The 25,550-nt window shown below is 71.8% G+C and carries 25 protein-coding genes and 1 riboswitch; of the genes, 8 read left to right on the top strand and 17 right to left on the bottom strand.

Going from position 1 to position 25,550, the window contains the following annotated elements:
• Positions 1-49: 49 nt before the first annotated feature.
• Together BM085_RS34405 and BM085_RS34400 are read left to right on the top strand one after the other, a co-directional pair.
• Positions 50-637 (top strand): TetR/AcrR family transcriptional regulator C-terminal domain-containing protein, encoded by a 588-nt coding sequence (locus BM085_RS34405; protein WP_093890971.1) that lies wholly within the window; start codon positions 50-52, stop codon positions 635-637.
• Positions 638-1,053: 416 nt separating this feature from the next.
• Positions 1,054-1,245, top strand: a complete 192-nt coding sequence (locus BM085_RS34400) for a DUF5999 family protein (protein ID WP_031164576.1) — start codon at positions 1,054-1,056, stop codon at positions 1,243-1,245.
• Positions 1,246-1,248: 3 nt separating this feature from the next.
• Here the strand turns inward: BM085_RS34400 and BM085_RS34395 are convergent, their stop codons facing one another.
• Complete coding sequence (locus BM085_RS34395) at positions 1,249-1,845, bottom strand: alpha/beta hydrolase family protein (RefSeq protein WP_093891021.1); 597 nt, start codon at positions 1,843-1,845, stop codon at positions 1,249-1,251.
• Between the two features lie 121 nt (positions 1,846-1,966).
• On the opposite strand from BM085_RS34395, the gene BM085_RS34390 reads away from it, so the two are divergent.
• A complete protein-coding gene (locus BM085_RS34390; protein WP_093890970.1) occupies positions 1,967-2,314 on the top strand; it encodes a hypothetical protein in 348 nt (115 codons plus the stop codon).
• Positions 2,315-2,328: 14 nt separating this feature from the next.
• Here BM085_RS34390 and BM085_RS34385 read toward each other — a convergent pair whose 3' ends face one another.
• The 11 genes from BM085_RS34385 to BM085_RS34335 form a co-directional block, all read right to left on the bottom strand.
• Positions 2,329-3,111 (bottom strand): hypothetical protein, encoded by a 783-nt coding sequence (locus tag BM085_RS34385; RefSeq protein ID WP_093890969.1) that lies wholly within the window; start codon positions 3,109-3,111, stop codon positions 2,329-2,331.
• A gap of 116 nt (positions 3,112-3,227) precedes the next feature.
• Entirely contained in the window at positions 3,228-6,083 is a 2,856-nt protein-coding gene (gcvP, locus tag BM085_RS34380) for an aminomethyl-transferring glycine dehydrogenase (protein ID WP_093890968.1), read from the bottom strand.
• 158 nt (positions 6,084-6,241) lie between these two features.
• A riboswitch (glycine riboswitch) is annotated at positions 6,242-6,333 on the bottom strand.
• Between the two features lie 15 nt (positions 6,334-6,348).
• Positions 6,349-6,969, bottom strand: coding sequence for a MerR family transcriptional regulator (locus tag BM085_RS34375; protein ID WP_012890655.1), 621 nt, complete (start codon positions 6,967-6,969; stop codon positions 6,349-6,351).
• Between the two features lie 144 nt (positions 6,970-7,113).
• The gene (locus BM085_RS34370; protein ID WP_086012361.1) at positions 7,114-7,584 is read right to left on the bottom strand and encodes a bifunctional nuclease family protein; all 471 of its coding nucleotides are present in this window, start codon (positions 7,582-7,584) and stop codon (positions 7,114-7,116) included.
• 79 nt (positions 7,585-7,663) lie between these two features.
• The gene (gene ftsR / locus BM085_RS34365; RefSeq protein ID WP_037934828.1) at positions 7,664-8,314 is read right to left on the bottom strand and encodes a transcriptional regulator FtsR; all 651 of its coding nucleotides are present in this window, start codon (positions 8,312-8,314) and stop codon (positions 7,664-7,666) included.
• A 26-nt stretch (positions 8,315-8,340) separates the two neighbouring features.
• Complete coding sequence (locus BM085_RS34360) at positions 8,341-8,856, bottom strand: double zinc ribbon and FHA domain-containing protein (RefSeq protein ID WP_031164588.1); 516 nt, start codon at positions 8,854-8,856, stop codon at positions 8,341-8,343.
• A gap of 309 nt (positions 8,857-9,165) precedes the next feature.
• Positions 9,166-11,667, bottom strand: a complete 2,502-nt coding sequence (locus BM085_RS34355) for a mannose-1-phosphate guanyltransferase (RefSeq protein ID WP_093890967.1) — start codon at positions 11,665-11,667, stop codon at positions 9,166-9,168.
• A 3-nt stretch (positions 11,668-11,670) separates the two neighbouring features.
• The gene (gene clsA, locus BM085_RS34350; protein ID WP_012890650.1) at positions 11,671-12,267 is read right to left on the bottom strand and encodes a cardiolipin synthase ClsA; all 597 of its coding nucleotides are present in this window, start codon (positions 12,265-12,267) and stop codon (positions 11,671-11,673) included.
• Between the two features lie 287 nt (positions 12,268-12,554).
• Positions 12,555-12,974 (bottom strand): hypothetical protein, encoded by a 420-nt coding sequence (locus BM085_RS34345; protein ID WP_093890966.1) that lies wholly within the window; start codon positions 12,972-12,974, stop codon positions 12,555-12,557.
• A 66-nt stretch (positions 12,975-13,040) separates the two neighbouring features.
• Positions 13,041-13,742, bottom strand: coding sequence for a response regulator (locus tag BM085_RS34340; RefSeq protein WP_093890965.1), 702 nt, complete (start codon positions 13,740-13,742; stop codon positions 13,041-13,043).
• Positions 13,743-13,788: 46 nt separating this feature from the next.
• Entirely contained in the window at positions 13,789-15,453 is a 1,665-nt protein-coding gene (locus BM085_RS34335; protein ID WP_245789867.1) for a sensor histidine kinase, read from the bottom strand.
• A gap of 130 nt (positions 15,454-15,583) precedes the next feature.
• Here BM085_RS34335 and BM085_RS34330 point away from each other — a divergent pair, with 130 nt between their 5' ends.
• The 3 genes from BM085_RS34330 to BM085_RS34320 all read left to right on the top strand — a co-directional run bounded on the left by BM085_RS34330 (position 15,584) and on the right by BM085_RS34320 (position 17,998).
• Positions 15,584-16,192, top strand: a complete 609-nt coding sequence (locus tag BM085_RS34330; protein WP_093890963.1) for a class I SAM-dependent methyltransferase — start codon at positions 15,584-15,586, stop codon at positions 16,190-16,192.
• 134 nt (positions 16,193-16,326) lie between these two features.
• On the top strand, positions 16,327-17,508 hold the full coding sequence (locus tag BM085_RS34325; RefSeq protein ID WP_093890962.1) for an acyl-CoA dehydrogenase family protein: 1,182 nt from the start codon (positions 16,327-16,329) through the stop codon (positions 17,506-17,508).
• 67 nt (positions 17,509-17,575) lie between these two features.
• The gene (locus BM085_RS34320) at positions 17,576-17,998 is read left to right on the top strand and encodes an SRPBCC family protein (protein WP_093890961.1); all 423 of its coding nucleotides are present in this window, start codon (positions 17,576-17,578) and stop codon (positions 17,996-17,998) included.
• A gap of 110 nt (positions 17,999-18,108) precedes the next feature.
• On the opposite strand, the gene BM085_RS34315 is transcribed toward BM085_RS34320, so the two are convergent.
• From BM085_RS34315 to BM085_RS34305, 3 genes are read right to left on the bottom strand one after another with little or no spacing between them, the layout of a single operon-like run.
• A complete protein-coding gene (locus tag BM085_RS34315; protein ID WP_012890643.1) occupies positions 18,109-18,891 on the bottom strand; it encodes an enoyl-CoA hydratase/isomerase family protein in 783 nt (260 codons plus the stop codon).
• A complete protein-coding gene (locus BM085_RS34310) occupies positions 18,888-19,802 on the bottom strand; it encodes an alpha/beta hydrolase (protein ID WP_093890960.1) in 915 nt (304 codons plus the stop codon). Before BM085_RS34310 ends, BM085_RS34315 begins: the two co-directional genes overlap by 4 nt.
• Before the next feature lie 29 nt (positions 19,803-19,831).
• A complete protein-coding gene (locus tag BM085_RS34305) occupies positions 19,832-20,521 on the bottom strand; it encodes a gamma-glutamyl-gamma-aminobutyrate hydrolase family protein (RefSeq protein ID WP_093890959.1) in 690 nt (229 codons plus the stop codon).
• Between the two features lie 492 nt (positions 20,522-21,013).
• On the opposite strand from BM085_RS34305, the gene BM085_RS34300 reads away from it, so the two are divergent.
• Positions 21,014-22,129, top strand: coding sequence for a globin domain-containing protein (locus tag BM085_RS34300; RefSeq protein WP_093890958.1), 1,116 nt, complete (start codon positions 21,014-21,016; stop codon positions 22,127-22,129).
• A gap of 188 nt (positions 22,130-22,317) precedes the next feature.
• Positions 22,318-23,397 (top strand): sialidase family protein, encoded by a 1,080-nt coding sequence (locus BM085_RS34295; RefSeq protein WP_093890957.1) that lies wholly within the window; start codon positions 22,318-22,320, stop codon positions 23,395-23,397.
• Between the two features lie 108 nt (positions 23,398-23,505).
• Here BM085_RS34295 and thyX read toward each other — a convergent pair whose 3' ends face one another.
• Together thyX and BM085_RS34285 are read right to left on the bottom strand one after the other, a co-directional pair.
• Complete coding sequence (thyX, locus tag BM085_RS34290) at positions 23,506-24,231, bottom strand: FAD-dependent thymidylate synthase (RefSeq protein WP_093890956.1); 726 nt, start codon at positions 24,229-24,231, stop codon at positions 23,506-23,508.
• A 95-nt stretch (positions 24,232-24,326) separates the two neighbouring features.
• Positions 24,327-25,487, bottom strand: a complete 1,161-nt coding sequence (locus tag BM085_RS34285) for an amidohydrolase family protein (RefSeq protein WP_093890955.1) — start codon at positions 25,485-25,487, stop codon at positions 24,327-24,329.
• Positions 25,488-25,550: the final 63 nt, after the last annotated feature.

Below are 25,550 nucleotides of genomic sequence, written 5' to 3'. Positions count from 1 at the left end.
GGCGCGCCCGCCTTTACGCAGTAAGGCCCAGGCTGGCAGGATGGCCCCCATGCCTGCCAAGCGACCCCCCATCCCGCTCTCCAGGGAGCGCATCATCGAAGCGGCCCTGCACATCGCCGACAGCCAGGGGTTGCGGCGGCTGACGATGCGGCGGCTGGGCGACGCGCTCCAGGTCGAGGCGATGGCCATCTACCACCATCTGCCGCGCGGCAAGGACGCCCTCATGGACGCCCTCGCCGAACACGTCACCACCGTGCACGCCGAGCCCGGCGGGAGCTGGCAGGACAGCGCGAGGGCGTGGTGCCGGGCGAGCCGGGCCGCGCTGCGGGAGCATCCCGGCGTGCTGGCGCTGGCCCTCACCAGGCCGCCCAAGGGGCGGGCGGCGATCGCCGTGCGGGAGCAGACCGACCAGCTGGCCGACGCGGGGCTGGCCGACGCGGGGCGTGCGGTGCGCGCGATGCGGGCCTACGTCTTCGGGGCGGTGGCGGTGGAGGTGCAGCAGTCCGGCTGGGCCGAGCCGGCGGACGACGACGACGAGCCGTGGCGGCCCCCGTCGCGGGGCGGCGGCAGCCCGGCGGCCGACGACGACTTCGAGCTCGGCCTGAACGCGCTCCTGGCGGGCCTGGACGGAGCCTGAACGGCCCCGGAGCGATGCCGGAAAGTCGTACCGATCATTTACCGACCCTGCGGCGTGTCGCACTTGGCCTGTTATCAGTCCATGAGGCATGCTGTGTTATAGGTCACACCCCCGAAAATCCCCGAAGGACTCACCCTTTCCGCGCTGCAAACAGTCCTAACGGGCTATGTCGCCGGGTGCGGCCAGATCCCACACTTGTGCGTGCGGTCAGATCGCACGTTCAAGGGTGCGATCCGACCACGGATTTGATCTGCTTGATGTGCGGGCCTCACCCAGCCCGAGGCGCGCATGGCCATATAGTCCATCCAGATGCTCGTCCCCCGTCACAGGTGGGAACGGAGTCCCATCGGGACGGTGCCCGCCGGTGTCCGATGTCGATTCCAGCGAGCCGACAAGAGAGATCCGGAGGCACGCCGATGTGCCCGCACCAGCCGTCCTGTCCGTCCGCCGAGGCGCTGGACCGCGAAGCCGCCCGTACGATGGCAGCCCACCCCGAGCAGGGATGGAGCCTGCTCTGCAACGGTGTGGTGCTGTTCGATGACACCGGCGAGCTCCTGCCCGACGGTGCCGTCATCGAGCCGCACCGGCCACTGGCCGGCGTCGCCTGACCATCACGCCGAGCCAGGCCGCATCCTCACCTCAAGCCACTCAGCGACGACCTCGCCCACCCGGGCGGGGTCTTTCTTGAGGTCGTGCCCCTCGCCCGGCAGCACCACCAGGCGCGCGGCGTCCGCCGCCTCGGGCACGCCGAACGGGTCGCGATCCCCGTTCACCACGAGCACGGCCACGCCCGCCGCGCGCAACTCCCCGGCGCGGGACCGTTCGGGCCTGCCCGGCGGGTGGAGCGGGAAGGCCAGCGCGACGACCGCCTCGGCCCCGACCCCGAGGGCCGTACGGCAGGCGACCCTGGCGCCGTTGCTCCGCCCGCCCTGCGCGAGCGGCAGCCCCGGATAGCGCCCCCGGAGCTCGGCGACCAGCGCCGCCCACGCCTCATCCTGCTTCACCGCCGAGCCCGGGGCCCGGGCGCCCCGCAGCCGGAACGGCTGGAGCACGCGCGCGACCACCCCGCCGGCCCCCACCGTGGCGTCCCGTACGGCCAGCAGGTCCGGGGCATCCACTCCCCCGGCCGAACCGTGGGTGATCACCAGCAGGAAACGCGGATCGGCGGCCTCGTCGATCTCCGCCAGGGCCGGGCCGTGCGGGGTCATGATCTCCAGAGGGAGTGCCTCGCTCGGGGTGGACACAGATCTCGTCCTAACGGCTGATGCCAGGGACCGCGCATGGGCGGAGAATCGGGGCGTGCAGGAACATCAAGATATCCGACAGGACATGCGCGCCACCATCGAGGCCCGGCGCGAGCTCGGTCCGGAGTACGAGAGCGCGCTGGTGGAGTCGCTCGTGGAGCGCCTCGACGCGACCATCGCCGCCCGCGTGCGGACCGAGATGCACCTCGCCGGAGGCCCGCCGCCGCACCCCGGCCCCTACGAGCAGGGGCGGCGGCAGCGCAGGAACGGCAACTCCTCCGTCCCGATCGCGCTGGGCTCGATGGGCATCGGCATCCCGCTGACCGCCATCGCCGCCGGCGAGGCGGGCACCGCGGGGCTGCTGCTGGCGTGGGGCGGCATCGTCGCGATCAACTTCGCCCACGCGATCAGCCGCTGGCGCGGCCGCGACTGACCGCGGCGGGGGGATCAGGCGCCACGGTTCAACCGGAGGCGGACATCCTCCGCGAGCCTCTCGTCGGCGCTGTCCAGACCGTAGCGCCACACCCGCTCGGCGTCCTCGTCGCGGCCCCTCAGGGGGAGGGTGCGGGCCAGGAGCTCGATGGCCAGCGCGGCGGTCTCCGCGTCGCCGCCCTCCTCGATCGCCCCGGCGAACTCCGCGCACGCCATCTCCAGGTGCGCGATGCCGAGCAGGGCCCTCAGCCTGGGCACGTCCGCCACATCCGGCACCGAGAGCGCCGTCAGGAGGGCCTCCGCGGCCTCACCCGCCTCGCCGTCCTCCAGCAGAAGCTCGGCCAGCGCCTGCGCCGCGCGGGAGGCGATCTCCGGGTCGGCGGTGGCCAGGGCGGCCCGCAGGGCCTCCTCGGCCTCCTGCTGTCCCGCCGCGAGCCTGGCCAGGGCCATGTGCGCCAGCGGGACGTAGGCGGGGTTCCCCGCCCCGAGAGCGGCCTGCCAGGCGCCTCGGGCCTGGTCGAGCAGATCCTCCTGCTCGAAGCTCTGGGCGAGCAGGCAGGCGGCCTGCGCGGCGAACTCCGGATGACCGGTCGCCAGCGCGGTCCGCGCGGCCGTCCGGGCGCCCGGCGCGTCCCCGCGCTCCTGGAGCACCACCGCCAGCCCCACCGCCGCCTGTGCCCGGTCGGGCTCCGCGGGATCGGCGGCGAGTTGCGTGAAGATCGTTGCCGCGCCGTCCAGGTCGCCGCTCTCGGCCAGTTTCCGCGCGGTGTCCAAGGGGTGCGTGTCCACCTCTGGCATGCAGGGTCCTCCCGGGTAAAGGAATGCCCCGAGCCTAACGACTCGGGGCCACGCCCGTCCCCCCCGCGCGGGGGTGGAAAATACGGGCCCGCGCCGGGAGGCGCGGGCCTCGGGGATCAGTCCTCGTAGGCCTCCAGCGGCGGGCAGGAGCACACGAGGTTGCGGTCGCCGTAGGCCTGGTCGATGCGGCGGACCGGCGACCAGTATTTGCCCTCGCGCACCGACGGCAGCGGGTAGGCCGCCTCGGTGCGGGTGTAGGGGTGGGCCCACTCGTCGGTGACCAGGCAGTCGGCCGTGTGCGGGGCGTTGCGCAGCGGGTTGTCCACCCTGTCGTAGGCCCCGGAGGCGACCTTCCCGATCTCGCCCCGGATCGCGATCATCGCGTCGCAGAAGCGGTCGAGCTCGGCCAGGTCCTCGCTCTCGGTCGGCTCGATCATCAGCGTGCCCGCCACCGGGAAGGACATGGTCGGCGCGTGGAAGCCGTAGTCGACGAGGCGCTTGGCCACGTCGTCCACGGTCACGCCGGTCTCCTTGGTGATCTGGCGCAGGTCGACGATGCACTCGTGGGCGACCAGGCCGCCACGGCCGGTGTAGAGGACCGGGTAGTGCGGGGCCAGCCGGCGCGCCAGGTAGTTGGCCGACAGGATGGCCTGCTCGGTGGCCGCCGTGAGGCCTTCGGCGCCCATCATCCGGATGTAGGCCCAGGAGATGGGCAGGATGCCCGCCGAGCCGTACGGCGCGGCCGAGACCGGGCCGACCGCCGAGCCCTCGCGCAGCGGGTGGCCGGGCAGGTAGTCGGCGAGGTGCGCGCGGACCGCGACGGGACCGACGCCCGGCCCGCCGCCGCCGTGCGGGATGCAGAAGGTCTTGTGCAGGTTGAGGTGGGACACGTCCGCCCCGAACTCGCCCGGCTTGGCCAGGCCGACCAGCGCGTTGAGGTTGGCGCCGTCGACGTAGACCTGGCCGCCGGCCTCGTGCACCCGCTCGCAGATCTGGGTGATGGTCTCCTCGTAGACGCCGTGCGTGGAGGGATAGGTCACCATGATCGCGGCGAGCTGGTCGCGGTGCTTGTCGATCTTGGCGTTGAGGTCGTCGAGATCCACGTTGCCCTCGTCGTCGCAGGCGACCACGGCGACGCGCATGCCCGCCATGACGGCGCTGGCGGCGTTGGTGCCGTGCGCGGAGGACGGGATCAGGCAGACGTCGCGGCCGGACTCGCCGCGCGCCTTGTGGTAGGCGCGGATCGCCAGGAGACCGGCGAACTCGCCCTGGGAGCCCGCGTTGGGCTGGATCGACACGGCGTCGTAGCCGGTGACCTCGGCCAGCCAGCCCTCCAGCTCCTTGATCAGCTCAAGGTAGCCCGCGGCCTGCTCCTGCGGGGCGTAGGGGTGCAGCCCGGCGAACTCCGGCCAGGTGATCGGCTCCATCTCGGTGGTCGCGTTGAGCTTCATGGTGCAGGAGCCCAGCGGGATCATCGACCGGTCGAGCGCGATGTCCTTGTCCTGCAGCCTGCGCAGGTAGCGCAGCATGGCCGTCTCGGACCGGTGGCTGTGGAAGACCGGGTGGGTCAGGTAGTCGCTGACCCGCGCCAGGGCGGCGGGCAGCGCGTCGTGCGTGGCGGCGTCCAGGTCGGTCAGGACCGCGCCGTTGACCTCGAAGGCGGCCAGGACCTGCTCCAGGTGGAGGAGCTCGGTCTTCTCGTCGCAGGTGACGCCCACGTGGTCGTCGTCGACCAGGCGCAGGTTGACCCCGTTGTCGCGGGCCGCGGCGACGACCTGGGCGGCGCGGCCGGGCACGCGGGCGAGCACGGTGTCGAAGAAGGTGTCGTGCACGACCTCGACGCCGCCGTGGCGCAGGCCCTCGGCGAGCACGACGGCGTGCCGGTGGATGCGCCGGCCGATCCGGCGCAGGCCCTCGGGCCCGTGGTAGACGGCGTACATGCCGGCGATCACCGCGAGCAGGACCTGCGCGGTGCAGATGTTGCTGGTCGCCTTCTCCCGGCGGATGTGCTGCTCACGGGTCTGCAGCGCGAGCCGGTAGGCGGGGCGCTGGTCGGCGTCCTGGGAGACGCCCACCAGGCGGCCCGGCATCTGCCGCTGCAGGCCGTCCCGGACGGCCATGTAGGCCGCGTGCGGGCCGCCGAAGCCCAGCGGGACGCCGAAGCGCTGCGAGGAGCCGATCGCGATGTCGGCGCCGAACTCGCCGGGCGCGGCGAGCAGGGTGAGGGCCAGCAGGTCGGCGGCGGCGACCACCTGGGCGCCGCGCGCGTGGGCGGCGTCGGCGATGGAGCGGAAGTCCCTGACCCGCCCGCTGGCGCCGGGGTACTGCACGAGCACGCCGAAGCACTCGGGGAGCTCGGCGGTGAAGTCGCTCTCGACCAGCTCGATGCCGAGCGGCTCGGCCCTGGTGCGCAGCACGGCCTTGGTCTGCGGCAGCGCGTCGGCGTCCACCACGAACACGGCCGACTTGGCACGGCCGGCGCGGCGGGCCAGGGTCATCGCCTCGGCGGCGGCGGTGGCCTCGTCCAGCAGGGAGGCGCCGGCGACGTCGAGCGCGGTCAGGTCGGAGACGACCGTCTGGAAGTTGATCAGGGCCTCCAGCCGGCCCTGGGAGATCTCCGGCTGGTAGGGCGTGTAGGCGGTGTACCAGCCCGGGTTCTCCAGGAGGTTGCGCCGGATGACGCCCGGGGTGATCGTGTCGTGGTAGCCCAGGCCGATCATCGAGGTGAGCACGCTGTTGCGCGCGGCCAGGGCGCGCAGCTCGGCGAGGGTCTCGGTCTCGCTCGCCGCCGGGGGCAGGCGGAGCCGGTCCTTGGCCCGGATCGCCTCCGGTACGGTCACCGCGACCAGATCGGCGGTGGAGGCGAATCCGACCGCCTCCAGCATGCGGGTCTGGTCGGCGTCCGCGGGCCCGATATGGCGGGTGGCGAACGGCGGAGAGGTGAGCTCGCTGAGCGGTGACAGGTCGGTCATGGGAAGCCTCCCGAGGTGGTGGAGACCGGCGCTGGGCGCGGGCGTATGCCGGATCTCCCCCTCTGTCACCTCGACCTGAGAGCTTCACCCCCCCTGCCGGGGAGGCTTTCACCGTCGGTGAGACGCGTCTGGCGGACGCACCTGCTTTCCAGAGTCGCCTCGTCCGTGCGGTACCGGGTGCCTGAGAGATTCCGGGGAGGTTGCTCCTTCGGCGCCCCGATCATGTCGGGGTCTCTCCCGCACAGGGTCAGCAGCGAGACCAACTTTACCCCGTACGCCGAGCCCTGCGACGACGGGCCAGCTCATCCGCGTGGTGATCGTCTAAAGGGCCCTGGCCGGACTCCGCGCGCTCGCCGGGAAGATCCGCGAGGGAGCCCTCCACCTCCTGCCACACCCGGCCCAGCGCGATGCCGAAGACCCCCTGACCGCCCTGGAGCAGGTCGATGACCTCGTCGGGCGAGGTGCACTCGTAGACGCTCACCCCGTCGCTCATCAGCGTGATCTGGGCGAGGTCGTTGACGCCGCGGTCACGCAGGTGCTGTACGGCGATGCGGATCTGCTGGAGGGAGACGCCGGTGTCGAGCAGTCGTTTGACGACCTTGAGCACCAGGATGTCGCGGAAGCCGTACAGTCTCTGGGAACCCGATCCGTGGGCGGCCCGCACGGTGGGCTCGACCAGGCCGGTGCGCGCCCAGTAGTCCAGCTGCCGATAGGTGATGTCGGCGGCCGCGCACGCGGTGGGCCCTCGGTATCCGATGTCGGCGGGCGCTTTCACCGGCTGCCCGTCGAAAAGCAGACCCTCTTCACCCGCGCGCTGACGTGCCGACTGGCGCCGTTCCGGGTCATCCTGATCGGCGTTTCTACCCTCGCCGCTGCTGACCGCCACGCGGACCTCCGGCTTTCTCTCATCCCACGGCCTGATCTGGGGGTTTGCGCACGGCCGTGGGTTTCACTTGCACCGTAGGACTGGGGCCAAGCTCAGTCAACGACCCCACCCGGCGCGTCGTGAAGCGTAAATGCACCGAAATTCCTACCCCGCGCGACCGAAGTCCTCGGGCGTGATTGTGTCAAGGAACTCCCTGAACTTCTCCACCTCGTCCTCCTGGTCGTCAGGGATGATCACCCCGGCCTCCCGGACCACGTCCTCACTGGCGAAGATACGTGCGCCGGTGCGAAGTGCCAAGGCGATCGAGTCAGAGGGACGGGCACTCACCTCGACCCCGTTGGAGAACACGAGGTCGGCGAAGAAGATCCCGTCACGGAGGGCGACGATGTTCACCGTGCTCAGCCGGACGCCGAGCGCGTCGAGCACGTCACGGAACAGGTCGTGGGTGAGCGGCCGCGGGGGCGGCTCCTCGGCCTGTGCCATGGCGATCGCCGTCGCCTCCGTCATGCCAATCCAGATTGGCAGATAACGCTCCCCATGTGCCTCCTTCAGCAGAACAATTGGCTGGTTGGAGGGCATCTCAACCCGAACGCCCACGACCTCCATCTGCAACACGGGCTGCTCCGTCTTCGCTGGATTCCGACCGGTTTGTTCAACGTAACACTCGTGGGGGTACGAGTGCCTGGTCAGGTTGTCACCGGCCCAGGACCCCACGCACGCCGGAACGCAGCAGCGAGGCGTGCAATTCCAGCAGGAGGCCGGAAATCTCCCTGGCCGTCTCGTCGGCCCGGTCGATGGCGCCGGGTCCGCGACGGCGCAGCAGCGGGGCGATGGCCTGCTCCACGAGGCCGGCCTCACGCTCGGCGGCGGCCTTGACCGCACGCAGGTGGCGGGCGTGCAGCCCGAAGGCGGCGAGGGCTCCGACACTGCGGGCCACGGCCAGGGCCTCGGCGTCGTAGTAGCGGGCCACCGCGGCCAGCAGGCCGTAGTCCTCCAGCTCGGCGAGGGTCTCCTCGTTGAGCTCGGCGGCGGCGAGCAGCTCCTCACGGGTGAGGCGGATCTCGGGGGGCGCGTCGTCGGGGACGGCGCGCGGGCGCGCGGCCGGCCGCTCCTCGCGGTCGGCCGCCTCAAGCTGATCCTTGATCACACGCAGCGGCAGGTAGCGGTCACGCTGCTCGCTGAGGATGTAGCGGAGCCGCTCGACGTCGGCGTAGGTGAATTTTCGGTAGCCGGAGGGACTGCGCTCCGGCTCGATCAACCCCTCGCCCTCCAGGAAACGAATCTTGGAGATGCTGACATCGGGGAACTCGCCCTGCAGGAGAGCGAGCACCTCCCCGATGCTCATGTGCGCACGAGCGGCCTGCGAGCTCATCATCCTCCAGCGGCGCCACGGGTGAGGAAGACCAGCCGGAACTTGCCGATCTGGACCTCGTCCCCGCCGTACAGCGGAACCTCCTCGATCCGCTCGCGGTTGACGTAGGTGCCGTTCAGGCTGCCGACGTCACGGACGGTGAAGACCCCGCCGCCGCGGCGGTAGAACTCCACATGGCGGCGCGACACGGTGATGTCGTCGAGGAAGATGTCACTCTCGGGGTGGCGGCCCACGGTGGTGAGATCGCTGTCCAGCAGGAAGCGGCTACCGGCGTTGGGACCGCGCATGGCGACCAGCAGAGCGGTGCCCGGAGGCAGCTGCTCGACGGCGTGCCGCTCGGCGAGAAGCGTCTCTCCGGTCTCCGCCTCATAGGCCTCGATCCCGGAGAGGGAGATGGTCGAGGTGCTGTCTCCGGGGGTGTCGGCGGCCCTGGTCAGCGGCGACCCGCATCGTGAACAGAAACGGGCATCCTCAGGGTTGGCATGACCGCACTGCGTGCAGTAGACGCTCGGCATCGATCGGCTCGGCCTCCTACCGCGAAGACGCGGCAACGGTACTCAGGGATGCGCGCCTCGCTTCTTCGCTTCTCAAGTATTTTCTCAGACTGCGAATGTCGCAACATACACCGTTGAGAAGCATAGATCAAGGCAGACGCTCGACCGCGGGTTCGGTCGGTGACAAAGTTACAGCCGGGTGGCGTCCCCGGTCCATGCCGCCGCGCGGGGTTTGTCACACCCGGTCGCGCGGGCCGGCCCGCGTCCGCGGCGCCGGCCGCCCTTCCCCGCCGCCCAAAGCGGCGGGCCCGGCCCCGGCGACCGGCTCCCTCACGTGGCCGCCGCCTCCTCCACCACCCTCGCCCAGTGCTCGAGCAGGCTCTGCGCCGAGTCGACGTCGGTCCCCTCGGCCCACAGGTGGGTGACGGCCTCGGCCGGATCGGGCAGCACCAGCGCCCAGCCGCCGTCCTCGGTCACCACCCGCACCCCGTCGGTGGTGTCGATGCGGTGGTGCTCGGCGGCCTCGATCACCGATCGCATCACCACCCCCTTGGCCGCCCAGGGGGTCGGGACGGTACGGCGCAGCAGCTTGGCCTCGGGGATCCTGGCGTCGATCTGACTGAGCGACAACCGGGTCCTGGCGACCAGGCCGAGCAGGCGCAGGAACACCGCCAGGCCGTCCACCGTGGGGCCGAACTCGGGCACGACGAAGCCGCCCCGCCCGTCCGCCGCGAAGATCATGTCGTGGCCCCGGGCGGAGGCGGTGAGCGCGTCGACCGCGGTGGAGGTCCATTCGACCTGCACCCCGTGGAAGCGGGAGACCTGCTCGGCCACCCGGGTGGTGGTGACCGGCAGCGCCACGCGGCCGCCGCGCCGCTCGGCGGCGACCAGGTCCAGCACCACCAGCAGGGCGCGCTCCTCGCTGATCAGCTGGCCCATCTCGTCGACGAGCGCGACCCGCTCCCCCACGGGGTCGAACCGCACCCCGAAGGCCGCCCTGGAGGAGCTGACGAGCTCCGACAGGCGCTGCAGGTCGCGCCGGCGCTCGGCGAGGGTCTCGGTGGGCGAGGCGTCGTCCAGCCGGTTGTTGACGGTGAGCACGTCCACCCCGACCCGGCCGAGGAGGCTGGGGAGCACCAGCGAGGAGGTGCCGCCCGCGCAGTCCACCACGACCTTCATGTCGGCGTCGCGGACCCCGGTCATGTCGACGCAGCGCAGCAGCTCGTAGGTGTAGTCCTCGACCGCCCGGGCGGGGAAGCTGAGCTCGGCGATCTCGCCGGGGAAGGCCCGGCGGAACTCCTGCCGGGAGAAGACCCGGTCCAGCTTGCGCTGGGCCGCCTGGGACAGGTCCGCGCCGCGCTCGTCCATGAAGACGATGTCCACGCTCTGCGGGTCCCCCAGGGTGGTGCGCAGCGCGATGCCGCCGACGGCGTTCTCCCTGGCGGTGTGGAAGCGGGTGACCGGCAGCGGGGCCGCCTCCAGGTCGAGCACGTTGATCGCGCTGGCGTTCAGGGCGCTGATCACGGCCCGCTTCAGCGCCCGCGCGGCGCGCGAGGAGTCGCGGGAGGTGATGACCGAGGCGCCCTTCTTGAGCGTGGTGGCGTAGGCGCTGGCCAGCCGTACGCACAGCTCAGGGGTGATCTCCACGTTGACCAGCCCGGACACGCCGCGCGGGCCGAACAGGTTGCGCTGGCCGCGCGGCTCCCAGATGACGCTGGTGTTGACCACCGCCCCGGCCTCGACGGTCTTGAACGGGTAGACCTTGACCCCGGAGGAGACGTAGGCCTCGGCCTCGATGATGCACTCGTCGCCGACGACGGCGCTCTCCTCGATCCTGACGCCGGTCATCAGGTCGGTGTTCTTGCCGACGACGCAGCCGCGCAGGTGGGCGCGCGGCCCGACGTAGACGTTGTCGTGGACGACGGCGCGGTGCAGGAAGGCGCCCTCGCGGACCACCACGTTGCTGCCCAGGACGGTGTATTCGCGCAGCTCGGCCCCCGCCTCGACCTTGGCGTAGTCGCCGATGTAGAGCGGGCCCTTGAGCACGGCGTCGGGGTCCACCGAGGCGCCCTCGGCCACCCACACGCCGGGCGAGACCTCGAAGGCGTCGCTGTCCACCCTGACCCGGCCGGACAGCACGTCTGCCTGGGCCCTGAGGTAGCTCTCGTGGGTGCCGACGTCCTCCCAGTAGCCGTCGGCGACGTAGCCGTACAGGGGGGCGCCGCGCGCCAGCAGGCGGGGGAAGACGTCCGCCGACCAGTCGACCGGCACGCCGGCGGCGATCTCGTCGAGGACCTCCGGCTCCATCACGTAGATGCCGGTGTTGACGGTGTCGGAGAAGACCTGGCCCCAGGTGGGCTTCTCCAGGAAGCGCTCCACCCGGCCGTGGTCGTCGACGATGACGATGCCGAACTCCAGCGGGTTGGGCACCCGCTTGAGCCCGATGGTGACCAGCGCGCCGTTCTCGCGGTGGAACCGGATCATGTCGGTCAGGTCGATGTCGGTGAGAGCGTCGCCGGAGATGACCAGGAAGCGGTCGTCGCGGAGCTTGTCGGCGGCGTTCTTGACGCTGCCCGCCGTGCCGAGCGGGGTGTCCTCGGTGGCGTAGTACAGGCTCATGCCGAGCTCGTCGCCGTCGCCGAAGTAGTTGCGGACCAGGGCCGCCAGGAACTGCACGGTCACCACGGTCTCGGTGAGCCCGTGCCGTCTCAGCAGGCGCAGCACATGCTCCATGATCGGCCGGTTGATCACGGGCAACAGGGGTTTGGGCTGGTTCGCGGTCATCGGCCGGAGCCGTGTCCCCTCCCCGCCCGCCATCACGACGGCCTTCACACATCACCTCTTAAGGCGTTTGGCTCCTTTGGCGAGCTGCCGCACCTGTACCCAATACAGCACCCCGGACCACCAGTACAGACCTGTGCCCCAGATCGCGAGCGACCAGCCGACGATTCCGGCCACATCCGCGTACCAGGCGTCGTGGTGGGCGAGGAAGAGCAGCGGGAAGGAGTAGAGCAGGTTGGCGGTGGCGGCCTTGCCGAGGAAGTGCACCGGCAGCGCGGGGCCGTACCCCAGGCGGCGCAGGATGGGCGGGATGCCCAGCAGCATGACGTCGCGCAGCGGGATCGCCAGCGCCAGCCACCAGGGGATGATGTCCCGCATGGCCAGGCCGAACAGGGTGGCCAGGATGTAGAGCCGGTCGGCCAGCGGGTCGAGCAGGCGGCCGAGCCTGCTGGTCTGGTTCCACGCCCGGGCGATCTTGCCGTCGAGCCAGTCGGAGAAGCCGGCCAGCATCAGCAACGCGACGGCCCAGCCGTCGGCCTTGGGCCCCAGCACCAGCCAGAGGAAGACCGGCACGCCGAGGAGCCTGGCCAGGCTCAACGCGTTGGGAACCGTCCAGATCCGATCCTCGGCTCCCGATGCTTCCGGATTCACCCGTATGTCTCCCCTCCCGCACTTGATGCCGACCCTACCGGTGCGGGGGGCGCACAGACCGTTTCGCCTGTTCCGGATCCGTCCTCCGGACCGGCGCGGGCGGCCCCGACCAGGGACGGGGGGCTCCCGGACGCTCCGCGGGGACCGGGAGCCGGGGGGCACGGCGGCCCGGTACGGCCCAGCCGGAGCCCAGCCCGCCCCAGGGCGCCGGACGGGCACGACCCTGGCGGGAACACGCCGAGGCGCCACCGAGGCCCCTGTGGGCCGCGGTGGCGCCTCGGCGGGGCTCAGGGACGGCGTACGGCGGCGCGAGGCGACCAGGCCCAGATCAGCACGGCCACGGTCAGGCCGAACAGGGCCAGCCCGCTGGGCACGTGGGTGCCGAGCATCTCCCAGCTGAAGTGCTGGCCCATGCCGATCAGGAGCAGGCCCAGGCTGGCCAGCGCGGGCCACCCCGCGCCCCGGCCCGGCCGCCAGACCAGCACGGCCGCGACGATCTGCAGCAGCGCGATCAGGTGCACCACCATCCCGACCATGACGTGGGTCTCCGCCAGATCCTCCCCGCCCTGCACGGCCTGACCGGCGAACGACGCGGCGACGACCAGGGCGACCGCCTGGGCGGTGACCAGGATGCGCAGGCCGTAGAGCAGACCTGCGGAAACGGGGCGGCCCTGTGCTGTGGACGGCGGGGTGACGACCTCCTGCATGAGATGTGTCCTTCCTCCGGTGAGTGGTTCGGAGCACATCGTGGCCGCGGCGGGCACCCCCGGTCGTCAGCCTGAGGGGTGACTCCTCGATCCGCCTCGTGGTGGATTCGCGACCGGGCGGAACTCCGCGTCGACCAGGCCGATCCGGTGCGCGACCACCGCGGCCTGGGTGCGGTTGCGCAGGCCCAGCTTGTCCATGGCGGTCGAGACGTGGGTCTTGACGGTGGTGACGCCCACGTGGAGGGCGTCGGCGATCTCGGCGTTGGACAGCCCCACCCCGACCAGCGCCAGAACCTCCAGCTCACGGTCGGTGAGCCCGGCCGGGACCTGCACGGCGGCCTGCTCCTCGGCGGCGAGCGCGCGCTCGACCACGCGGCGCAGCACCGAGGGGGCCAGCAGCGGCTCCCCGGCGGCGGCCCTGCGCACGGCGTCGACCATCCTCTCCGGCTCGTCGTCCTTGACCAGGAAGCCGATCGCCCCGGCGCGCAGCGCGGCGTAGACGTTCTCGTCCTCGGCGAAGGTGGTGAGGATCACGATCCGCGCGCCGGGCCAGGACCCCAGGATCCGCCGGGTCGCCTCCAGCCCGTCCATCCTGGGCATGCGCAGGTCCATCAGCAGCACATCGGGGCGGAGCAGTTCGGCCTGCTGGACGGCCTGCGCCCCGTCGACGGCCTCGCCGCAGACCTCCATCTCCCCGGCGGCCTGCAGCAGCATCCGCACGCCCGCGCGCACGAGCGCCTGATCGTCGGCGATGACGACCCTGATCACGGGGCCTCCCTGGACGGCTCGGGGATCCCGGCGACACCGCACTCGCTCACGAAGTCTCACTTTCCTCACGCCACCAGGGCAGTCTCCTGCGCGAAGAGGTCTCCGCGCACACACGGTCGACGCGCTCCAGGGGGAGCGTCGCCGCCAGCCGCCAGCCGCCGGCCCCGTCGGGACCGGCGGATAGGTCTCCGCCCAGGGCCCTGGCCCGTTCCCGCATGCCCGCGATGCCCTGCCCGGAGGAGGGCAGCGCGTCACGGGGTCCGGGAGGCGCGCCGCTGAGCACGTTCACCCCGAGCGAGTCGCCGGCCACCCCGAGTTCGACGACCGCCGAGGTGCCGGGGCCGGCGTGCTTGAGGACGTTGGTCAGGCCCTCCTGGACGATCCGGGCGGCTGAGGCCCGGGTCACCAGGGGCGCGAGCTCGGCCTCCGGACCGAGGCGGAGCTCGACCTTCAGCCCGGCCGCGTTCATCCGCTCCACCGCGTCGCGCACCACCTCCTCGGGGTCGGCCACCGGCAGGTGGGCGCGGTCCGGGTCACGCAGCACGTTGAGCAGGCCGCGCAGGTCCTCCAGCACCTGGTGGCCGGTGGACCGGATGTCGGACAGCGCCTCGGCCACCGGGCCGGAGGGCGCCGCGTACTGGGCGGCGCCCGCCCGCAGCACCATGGCGGCGACGTGGTGGGCCACGATGTCGTGGACGTCGCGGGCGATGCGCTCGCGCTCGGCCAGCAGGTCGGCCCGGGCGCGCTCGGCGATGAGCTGCCTGGCCTCCTCCGCCATGGCCAGCTCCAGATCCGCCGCGGCCCGGCGGACGCCGACGTAGCGGCCGATGACGATGGGGGCCGCCACCATCGCCAGCAGCGCGGCCACCCGGGGCGGGGTGACGTGTGACAGCTCGCCCTCGACGGTGTTCAGCGCGGTCACGCCGCTGGCGACCAGGTAGGCGACGGCCGTCCAGGACCACGGGGCGCGCATCGCGAACACGCCCAGCGTGACCAGGAACAGCCCCTGCATCGAGTTGGCGGCGAATCCCGCGTTCTGGTCGGCCAGGAGCACCAGCAGCGCCTGCAGCGTGAACGCCGTGGCGGGCAGGCTGCGTGCCAGGCCGGCGGTGAGTCCGCAGCCGATGGCGAACCAGCCGGCCGCCCAGACCGGCAGCTGCCCGCCGTTCCATTCCGTCCAGGTGTCGAGCACCATGAAGGCCACCCCGCCGCCCGCGAGCAGCAGGTCGAGGCCGGGGCGCCGCTCCACCCCGGACACCGGCTCGATGGGGCTGCGCAGGTAGCGGCCGATGACGACCGGGACGGCGCTCATCCCGAGCGGCAGGTACCAGGTGCCGGAGGTGAAGGCGATCCCGGGGTCGGCGAGGTTGATCGCCGTGGCGACGGCGGTCAGGACGGCGGCCGGGACGATCCACCGCCAGGTGCCGCGGTAGGCGAGCATCGCCACCGCGACGGGGAGCAGGGTCTGCACCGTGTTGGAGGTGTGGGCGCCGAGCTGGTCGCACACGACCAGGAAGATCGCCTGGTGGAGGCAGACCGCGAACGGGCGGCGCCGGACGAATCCCATGGGGACCCCGGCGAGCAGCGAGAAGATCCCCATGACCCACCAGGGCGCCGTGCCGCTCTGGCCGGACTTGCCCGAGACCAGCAGGTCGAGAACGACTCCCGCGGCGGCCAGGCAGACGTCCAGGACCGGACCACGGGATCGCATACGGGAAAAGGTATCCGGGCCCGCCCCCGGCTCTCTCATCCTCCAGGAGGGCGTCTCCTCCTCCAAGTGGCCGGAAGATCGGCCGAATGGCGGGGGCGCGCGCCTCCGGGAAGCCTCTACCCTTCACAACATGACCAATGACACCACGCTGTTCCTGGGTCAGTGGATGCGTTCGCCGGGGACGGTCGGGGCGGTGGCGCCGAGCTCACGACGGCTCGCCGAGACGGTGACGACACCGGTCCCCCGCCGGGGCGACCCGGTGATCGTCGAGCTGGGGCCCGGCACCGGCGCGTTCACGGCGGAGATCCAGCGGCGGCTGGGCGGCCGGGGACACCACATGGCTGTCGAGATCAACCCGAGGCTGGCCGACTTCCTCGCCGCCCGGCACCCGAAGGTGGACGTCGTGGTCGACGACGCGGCGCGGCTGCCGCAGCTGCTGGAGGATCGCGGTTTCCACAAGGCCGACGCGATCGTGAGCGGGCTCCCCTGGGCGGCGTTCTCGGAGGAGACGCAGACCCGCCTGATGGACGCCGTCACCGCGATCATGGATCCGAACACGGCCTTCACCACCTTCGCCTACAGCTTCGCCAAGCGCCTGCCCCCCGCGCAGCGCTTCCGGCAGCGCCTGCTCGACACCTTCGAGGAGGTCGTCGTGGGCCGCACGGTGTGGGGCAATCTCCCCCCCGCCTTCGTCTATCACGCGCGCAGGCCGCGGGAGTGCGTGTCCGGCCCGGCCTGAGCCGGGAGGCGCCCCGGCGGCCGCCGGGCCCCACCGGCGGCCGGATCCGGGCCGGACGGCGCCGCCTCGGGGCTGGAGCCTGAACAGAACTCCGTTCTACTATTGCGCACGCAACGAGAACGGAGCTGATCACGGTGGACTTCACTCTTCCCGAGAGCGCCCTCGCCGTCCAGCGCGGTGTCGCCGACATCTGCTCGCGCTACGACCTGGACTACTGGCAGCGCTGCGAGAGCGAGAAGCGCTGGCCCGAGGAGGTCTGGGCGGAGCTGGCCAAGGGCGGCTGGCTCGGCCTGGCCGTCCCGGAGGAGTACGGCGGAGGCGGCCAGGGACTGCTCGAACTGGCCGTGGCCACCGAGACGCTGTCGGCGTCCGGCTCCGCCGGGGGGTCGGCGTTCACCTACGTCCTCACCCCGGGCTTCGGCGCCATGACCCTGGCCAGGCACGGCAGCCGGTGGCAGCGCGACGAGCTGCTGCCCAGGCTCGCCACCGGCGAACTGGAGACCTGCTTCGCCCTGACCGAGCCCGACGCCGGGTCCAACGCCCTGGGCATCACCACCTTCGCCCGCCGCGACGGCGACGAGTTCGTCGTCAACGGCCAGAAGATCTGGATCACCGGTGTGCAGCGCGCCACCTGGATGCTGCTGGTCACCCGGACCGTCCCGGCCGCCGAGGCCAGGCCGCGCACCAACGGCATGACGGTCTTCCTGGTCAACGTGCCCGAGGCGGTCGCCGCCGGGCGGCTCTCCTTCCAGCCGATCCCGAAGATGGGCGCCAACACCACCCCGTCCAACATGGTCTTCATCGACGACCTGCGGGTGCCCTCGGCCAACGTCGTGGGCGAGGTGGACCAGGGCGCGCAGGTGCTGTGGGACATCCTCAACCCCGAGCGCGTCCTGCTGGCGGCCTCCGCCCTGGGCGGCGCCGAGGTCGCGCTGAGGGTGGCCGTGCGGTACGCCAAGGAGCGCGAGGTCTTCGGCCGCCCGATCGGCGCCAACCAGGCCATCGCCTTCCCCCTGGCCCAGGTCAAGGCGGAGATCGAGCTGGCCAGGCTGATGCTCTACAAGGCCGCCTGGCTGTTCGACCGGCAGCTGCCCTGCGGCACCGAGGCCAACATCGCCAAGCTGACCGCCTCCCAGGCGGCCTGGGAGGCGGCCGACCACGCCTTCCAGACCCACGGCGGCATGGCCTACTCCCTGGAGTACCCGGTCGCCCGCCTGCTGGCCGACGCCCGCATCGGCAAGGTCGCCCCGGTCACCGAGGAACTTCTGCTCAACTACCTCGCCACCCAGGTGCTGGGACTGCCCAGAAGCTTCTGAGCCGATTGCGGAGCCGCCCGTACGGGCAGATCATGAGCAGGTCGGGACGAACATGAGGGAGCGGCCGATGTCCGCCTACGCCAGCACCGTGCTCAACGCCTCGGCCGAGGAGGTGTGGGACTACCTCAGGGACTTCGGCAACCTGGCCGAATGGCTGCCCGGGATCACCCTCTGCGAGATCGAGGAGGGCGACGGCCTCCGGCCGGGGGCCGTGCGCAGGATCGAGGGCCCGGGCGGGACCTTCCGGGAACGGCTGCTCACCCTCGACGACGGCTCCCGCTCGGTCACCTACGAGATCCTCGAGAGCCCGTTGCCGCTGCGGGACTACCGGGGCCTCTACCGGGTCTCCCCCGTCACCGACAGCGGCCGGGCCTTCGTCGAGTGGTCGGCCGCCTTCGAGGCCGACGACGAGGCGAAGGTCACCAAGATCGTCACCCGGGGCATCTTCGAACCGGGGCTGGCCGCCCTGCACCGGCGTTTCCCGGCCTGAACCGGCCGCGGGGCGCGCGGTCCCGGTTCCCGCCCGCGCACCCCGCGGCGGTACGGCCCGCGGCCTTCCGGGGGCCTGCGGCATGCCGGCGGAGGCGGCCGGATGCCCGGTCAGCCGAACCTGGGCGGCCGCTTCTCGCGGACGGCCCGCACGCCCTCGGCCACGTCCGGGCCGGTGAACCCGAGGAACTCCATGGCCAGGGAGGCGTCGAAGGAGGGGCCGGCGAGACGGAGCCAGTTGTTGAGGGAGTACTTCGTCAGGCGGATCGCCTCGGCGGAGCCGCCGGCCAGCCGGGAAGCGATCTCCAGGGCCCTTTCGTGCACCTGGTCGTCGTCGACGCAGAGGCTGACCAGGCCCATCGCCTCCGCCTGCTCGCCGGTGACCGGCTCGCACAGCAGCAGGTGGTATTTGGCCTTGGCCAGCCCGCACAGCAGCGGCCAGACGATGGCGGCGTGGTCGCCGGCCGCGACGCCCAGCCGGGTGTGGCCGTCGATGATGCGGGCCGTACGGCCGGCGACGGAGATGTCGGCCAGCAGCGCGACCGCGAGGCCCGCGCCCACCGCGGGCCCCTGGATGGCCGAGACGACCGGCTTGGCGCAGTTGAGCACGTTGTAGACGATGTCGCGCGCCTCGGCGAAGACGCGCAGGCGCGTGCCGTGGTCGCGCGTCATCTCCTCGATCATCGACAGGTCGCCGCCGGCGGAGAACGCCTCACCCTCGCCCCGGATGACGACCGCGCGCACGTCGTCGTCGCGGTCGACGTCCCGCCAGACCTCGGCGAGCTCGCGATGGCCGGTCATGTCCACGGCGTTGAGCCTGCGCGGCTCGCTGAGCACGATCCTGAGCACTCCGTCGGCGGCCCAGTCGATCTTCAGCTTCTCGTAGTCCCTCACCGGAAGGCCTCCTCGAGCCGCAGGGCGGCGTACTCGCGCGCCTCGACCGCCTGGTCGAAGAAACCGGGCAGGCCGAAGAAGCCGTGGATGGCCCCTCCGTAACGCCTGAGCTCGACCGGAACCCCCGCCGCCGCGAGCTGGGCGGCGTAGGCCTCGCCCTCGTCGCAGAGCGGGTCGTACTCGGCGGTGATCACCGTCGCCGGGGCCAGGCCCGTCTTGTCGGCGAGCCGGAGCGGGGCCAGCCTGGGGTCGGCCGGGTCCCCGCCGTACTGCTCGATGAACCAGGCCATCTCGCCCGCGCCGAGCCCGAAACCGGTGGCGCGGTCGCGGTAGCTCGGGGTGTCCATGGCGACGTCGGTCACCGGGTAGATCAGCAGCTGGTGGGCCGGCCGGAGCCCCGCGTCCCGAGCCTGCCAGGCCGTCACGGCGGCCAGGTTGCCGCCGGCGCTGTCGCCGCAGACGGCGATCCGCCCCGGGTCGGCCCCGTAGGCCCCGGCGCGGGCGAAGACGTCCTTGACCACGGTCCACGCGTCGTCGGCCGCGGCCGGGAAGGGATGGTCGGGGGCCAGCCGGTAGTCCACCGAGACCACGACCGCCCCGTTGCGCACGGCCAGGTCGCGGCCGAGCGCGTCGTTGCGGGCCACGCTGCCGAACACCCAGCCGCCGCCGTGGAAGTAGACGATCGCGGGGAGCGGGCGGTCGCCCTTCTCCGGCCGGTAGACCCGGACCGGCACCCCTTCCACTACCTCGTCCCTGACGACCGGCAGCGGCACGATCGGCCCCCGCTGCTCGGCGAAGCCGTCCAAGGTCCGCATCTGGGCGATCACCTCGGGGGTGAGCGAGGAGACGGGCGTCTCGAGATCCGTCGGGAACAGCTTCAGGTAGGCCTCGGCCTGGGGGTGCAACGGCATGACCGCACATTACCCGGCGGCGGCCCGGATCAGCCGGTGGCGGCCTCGACCAGCGCCTCGACGAGCCGGTTGTCCTCCCCGCGCTCGGGATGCCACTGGACGCCGACGGCGAAGCGGTGCCCCTGGAGCTCGACCCCTTCGACGATCTGGTCGTCGGCCCACGCCACGGCCTGCAGGCCCGCGCCGAGCCGCTTGACCGCCTGGTGGTGGGGGGCGGTCACCTCGGCGCGGTCGCCCACCGCCTTGCCCAGCTTGCTCGACACGCTGATCTGGATGAGGTGCGCACGGCCGGCGGCGACGTGGCGGTCGTGGTCGACCGCGTCGGGGAGCCAGGGGATCAGGCTGCCCCCCTGCGCGACGTTCAGGACGTGCATGCCGCGGGCGACCGCGAGCAGCGGCAGGCCGGCCTGGACGGCGGCGCGGGCCAGCGCCAGCTCGAAGCGGTCGCGGTGGGGCTGGAGGCCCTCGGCCCGGTCCTCGCGGGCGGCGCCGTACAGGGACGGGTCGAGCTCGCCGCCACCGGCGAGGATCACTCCGGACAGCTCGCGCACGTAGCCGTCGACGCCGCCCAGGCTCAGCGGCGGCAGCAGCACCGGCAGGCCGCCCGCCTTCTCGACCGCGCGGGCGTAGGAGGGGGGCGACAGAACGGCCTCACGGACCCAGGTGCCCCAGCGGGCGGCCTCGAGGTAGGCGGTGATACCGATCAAGGGTCGGGACATACGTTCTCCAGGGGGCCATGCGGAAGGGGGTGTTCCCTATTTCGGGCGGCACCCATCCCATCTCCGGCAGGACCCCTATCATGACGCACTCCATTTCGGTTATGTCACGCATCCGAGGTATCAGTGTCGTCTCGCCGGGAGCCGCCCCCCTCCCCGCCCAGGAAGGGCCGGAGCTCCTGGAGCCCAAGGTGAGGACCCTGACACGGATCTATAGATCGGGTAAATCGACAACTTCGGGTGAATGTGATTCTTATTCGGTTATCCCACCAAAAACAAGTGGCGCAGTCACGGAAAATAACTTTCCCATTACGGATAGTTTGAATTCGCACTATATTATGGGGAAACGGTTGTGACGTCCACATGGTGATGGAAGACTCAAATTCGAGCGGCCAGGTGTGCCGGGGCTGCCGGACGCTCATCACCCGGAACCGTCAGGGAGGTGGATCTGCATGATCGGACTTTGGTCCGATCAATTAGGGTGGGTTCGGTCACATGTCTTTGAATCCGCGTCTCGTCAAGGAAAGCTTCGCCGTCGTCGAGCCCGTCGCGGACAAGGCCGCGGCATACTTCTACGGCCGCCTGTTCGCCCAGAGTCCGCACCTGCGGGGACTGTTCCCGCCGGCCATGGACGTCCAGCGCGACCGCCTGTTCACCGCTCTGACCAGGATCGTCTGGAGTCTCGACAGCCCGGACAGCCTGTCGTCCTTCCTCGGCCAGCTCGGGCGCGACCACCGCAAGTACGGGGTGATCGCCGAGCACTACACCGCGGTCGGCAACGCGCTGCTGGCCACGGTCAGGCGCTTCGCCGCCGAGCTGTGGACCGCCGAGATCGAGGCGGCGTGGGTGGCCGCGTACACCGTCGCCGCCAAACTCATGATCGAGGCAGCCGAGTCCGACTCGGGGGTCTCGCCCGCCTGGTGGCCGGCCGAGGTGATCGACCACGAGCTCCGCACGCCGGACATCGCGGTGATCACGTTACGTCCCGGCCAGCGCCTGCCGTACCTGCCGGGCCAGTACGTCAACGTGCAGACCCCGCGCTGGCCGCGCGTCTGGCGGACGTTCTCCATCGCCAACGCGCCGCGAGAGGACAGCACCATCCGTCTGCACGTCCGGGCGGTCCCCGGCGGCTGGGTCTCCTCGGCCCTGGTCGAGCACACCAGGATCGGCGACACCCTGACGCTCGGCCCGGCGGTCGGCACGATGACCCCCACCGGCTCCGGCCGCGACATCCTGTGCGTCGCGGGAGGCACCGGGCTCGCCCCGCTCAAGGCCATCGTGGAGCACGTGATCGCCTCGGGGCGGCGGCCCAACATCCACCTGCTGTGCGGCGCGCGCCATTCGCGGGAGCTCTACGACCTGCCCGACCTGGTCCGGATGGCGTCCGCCTTCCCCTGGCTGAGAGTCGTGCCCGTGGTCTCCGACCAGCCCGGCTACGACGGCCTGCGGGGGCGGGTGCCGGAGGTGATGGAGCGCTTCCACTCCTGGGCCGACCACGACGTCTACGCCTGCGGCCCGGTCGCCATGGTCGACGAGGTCGTCCGCAGGCTCCAGCGGCGCGGGGTACCCCTGGCCGACATCCACAGGGACCTCATCCACGGCGAGTCCTGACCGGCGGCGAGTGAAGGCCCCTTCACACTCCGGGCCACGGCGCGTATCATGGCGCGGCACGACCAGAGTCGTACGGGTGTTCGAGAAAATCTCGCGTGGCGCCGTGCCGCGTTTCCTCTCCGTCCTGACGGGCGGAATCTCCACACTGGAGGGAGCCGATGAGACCTGACCTGGAAAGGCGGCCCGCCATGCCCGACACGCTCCTCGCCGTAGGCACCCGCAAAGGCCTGTTCCTCGCCCGCTCCACCGGGGACGGCCCCTTCGAGGTGGAGCCGGTCCGCTTCTCCACCATCGGCGTGCACTCGGTCGCCATCGACACCCGCGGCCCGGCGCCCCGGATCCTCGCCGGGATCGAGTACGGCCATTTCGGCCCCTCCGTGATGTGGTCGGACGACCTCGGCGAAACCTGGCAGGAGGCCGGTCAGGCCCCGATCGCCTTCCCGCCGGACACCGGGGCGGCGCTCACCCGCGTCTGGCAGCTCCAGCCCTCCCTCTCGGAGCCGGGGGTGGTCTGGGCCGGGGTCGAGCCGGGGGCGCTGTTCCGCTCCGAAGACGGCGGCGTCACCTTCTCCCTGGTGGAAGGCCTGTGGAACCATCCGCACCGGGCCCAGTGGCAGCCCGGTTTCGGCGGGCTCTGCCTGCACACCGTGCTGCCGCACCCGAGCGATCCGAAGACCCTGGCGGTCGCGGTCTCCTCCGGCGGCTTCTACCGCAGCAGCGACGGCGGAGCCTCCTGGGAGGCCGCCAACAAGGGGATCCGCGCCCCGTTCCTCCCCGAGGGGTCGCAGTACCCCGAGTTCGGGCAGTGCGTGCACAAGGTCGACACGCATCCGTCCCGGCCGGAGCGGCTCTTCCTCCAGCACCACTTCGGCGTCTACCGCAGCGACGACTTCGGCGGCTCCTGGACCTCCGTCGGAGATCCGCTCCCCTCCGACTTCGGCTTCCCGCTGGCCGTGCACCCCGACCGGCCCGACACGCTGTACGTCTTCCCGCTCCAGGCCGACCTCGACCGCACGCCCGTCGACCACCGCTGCCGGGTCTTCCGCAGCGACGACGCGGGCACGTCGTGGCAGCCCCTGAGCAAGGGACTGCCCGAGGGCCCGGTCCACGCCGCCGTGCTGCGCGACGCCCTGTGCGCGTCGAGGGCGGGGATCTTCTTCGGCACCCGCGACGGCGAGGTGTACGGCTCCCGCGACGACGGGGAGAGCTGGTTCTCCGTCGCCGAGCACCTGCCGGACGTCCTGACCGTGCGCGCGGCGGTGCTCTGAGCCGGCGGAACCCCTCCCGGACGGAGGGATTCCGCGCGTTCCCAGGGGGTGCCGCGACGAGCGGCCGCACGCGTCGGCGCGGGCCGGCCCTGCCGGGCGGCCCGGCCCCTAGGGGGCGCTGCGGCCGTTGGCGACGAAGGCCGCGTGGGTGAGGGGCATGAGGGCCGCCCAGGCGGCCTCCATCTTCTCGGCCACCATCTCGATCTCCCGCTGCGGGAACGAGGGCACCTTGGCCTGCTCGTTCTTGGTGCGCAGGGACAGGAAGTGCATCAGCGAGCGCGCGTTGCACGTGGCGTACATCGAGGAGAACAGGCCGACGGGCAGCACGGCCCTGGCCACCTCACGGGCGATCCCGGCCTCCAGCATCTCCTGGTAGGCGGCGTAGGACTGCCGGTAGGCCGCCTCCATCGCCTCAATCGTGATCTTGTGCTGCTCCTCGCTGCCCTCGACGAAGACGTACTTGCCCGGACGGCCCTCCTGCACCAGCTTCCGCTCCGCGCCCGGAACGTAGAAGTCAGGCTGAAGCTCGCGATAACGCCCACTCTCCTCGTTATAGGACCATCCGACCCTGTGGCGATGAAATTCGCGGAAGACGAAGATCGGGGCGCTGACGAAGAAGGTCATCGAGTTGTGCTCGAAGGGGCTGCCGTGCCGGTCGCGCATCAGGAAGTTGATCAGCCCCTTGGACCGCTCGGGGTCCTTGTGGATCTCCTCCAGGGACTGCTCTCCCGCGGTCGACACCCGCGCCGCCCAGAGCACGTCGGAGTCCGAAGCGCTGTGTTTGACCAGCTCGACGGTGACGTCGTCGAGAAAGCGCGGCTGGCTTCGATCCATGGGCGTAGACCTTCCGGTGACGGGGACGGGATGGAGCAAGCCTAGCGCCGCCCCTCGCGAGGGCTTCGGGCGACAAGGCCGCAGAGGGTCGCGGCCTACAGCCGGTAGACCCGGCGGGCGTTTCCGGAGCCGATCATGTGGGCCACCCGAGCGGCGTCCGGGACGCTCCACTCGTCGTCGGCCAGCCGTACGGCCAGTGCCCTGGCCAGGCTCCGCCGGTAGTACAGGGCGCCCAGGTGACAGGTCTCGGCCACGCCGTAACCGTCGGAGCCGAACAGCTGCTTGTGGAAGGGGACGAGCTCCAGCAGCTCCCCCATGACCGCGGCCGACCCCGCGGCGGTGTGGGTCAGCACGAGGCCGACGTCCACGTAGACGTGCGGGAAGACGTTGGCCAGACAGGCCGCCTGGCGGTGGAACGGGTAGCAGTGCAGCAGGATGACCGGCACGCCCATCGGCTGCAGCGCCCGGATGAAGCCGGTCATCAGCGCCGGGTCGGCGCGGTGGAGGTCCAGGTCGGGGTCGCCGTAGCCGGTGTGGAACTGCAGCGGCAGGCCGCGTTCCCTGGCCACGTCGACCGCCGCCCAGAGCAGGTGGCGCAGCAGCACCGGATCGGCGAGCCGCCCGCCGGGGTGGGCCAGCCGGCGGGCGGCCGCCGCGATCACCGATCCCCGGGCCGGCCTCGCCGGGTCGAAGTCCAGGCCGTGGCGGTAGGCGATGGCCGAGGTGAAGCCGACGGCGCGGTCGGCCCTGCCGGCGAGCGCCTCACCGAGGGTGGTGATGTAGGAGGCCGCGGAGGCGGCCGTCTCGGCGACGCCCTGCTCGATCTGCTCGATCCGGATGATCTCGTCGGCCGCCGCGCCGCCCAGCCGGCCCATCTCGGCCGCCGAGAGCAGGTCGGGGCCGTTGAGACCGGTGTCGACCAGGAAGGCCATGATCCCGGCGGCGCGCAGCAGCCGCCGGTTCACCTCGACCGGTCCGAGCTCGCTCCGGCGGGTCAGGTAGACGGCCGGCGGGACATGCGGGTCCAGGTCGAGGACCGGCGCGCACCAGCGGCGGACCGCGGCGCCGGCGGGGGTGTCGAAGTGGGTGGTGCCGGGCGGCGCCGGGGTGCCCGCCTCGGTGATCAACATCTCGAAGCGGGCCCGGGTCAGGTCGTCGCGGCGCACGCCGTGGCAGTGGTGGTCGACCAGCGGGGCCAGCAGGGCCTCCCGCACCGGGTCGGGCAGGTCGACGGGCAGCGCGTCCTGCGGTCTCATGCCGGCCCCTCCCACGGCTACGGGCGGACCGGTCCGGCCGGTCCGCCCGTGGTCTACGGCAGG

Source organism: Streptosporangium canum (assembly GCF_900113865.1).
GTDB classification, from domain to species: Bacteria; Actinomycetota; Actinomycetes; order Streptosporangiales; family Streptosporangiaceae; genus Streptosporangium; species Streptosporangium canum.
Note: the sequence above shows the minus strand (reverse complement) of the source record. Positions and strands in the feature narration are given on the sequence as shown.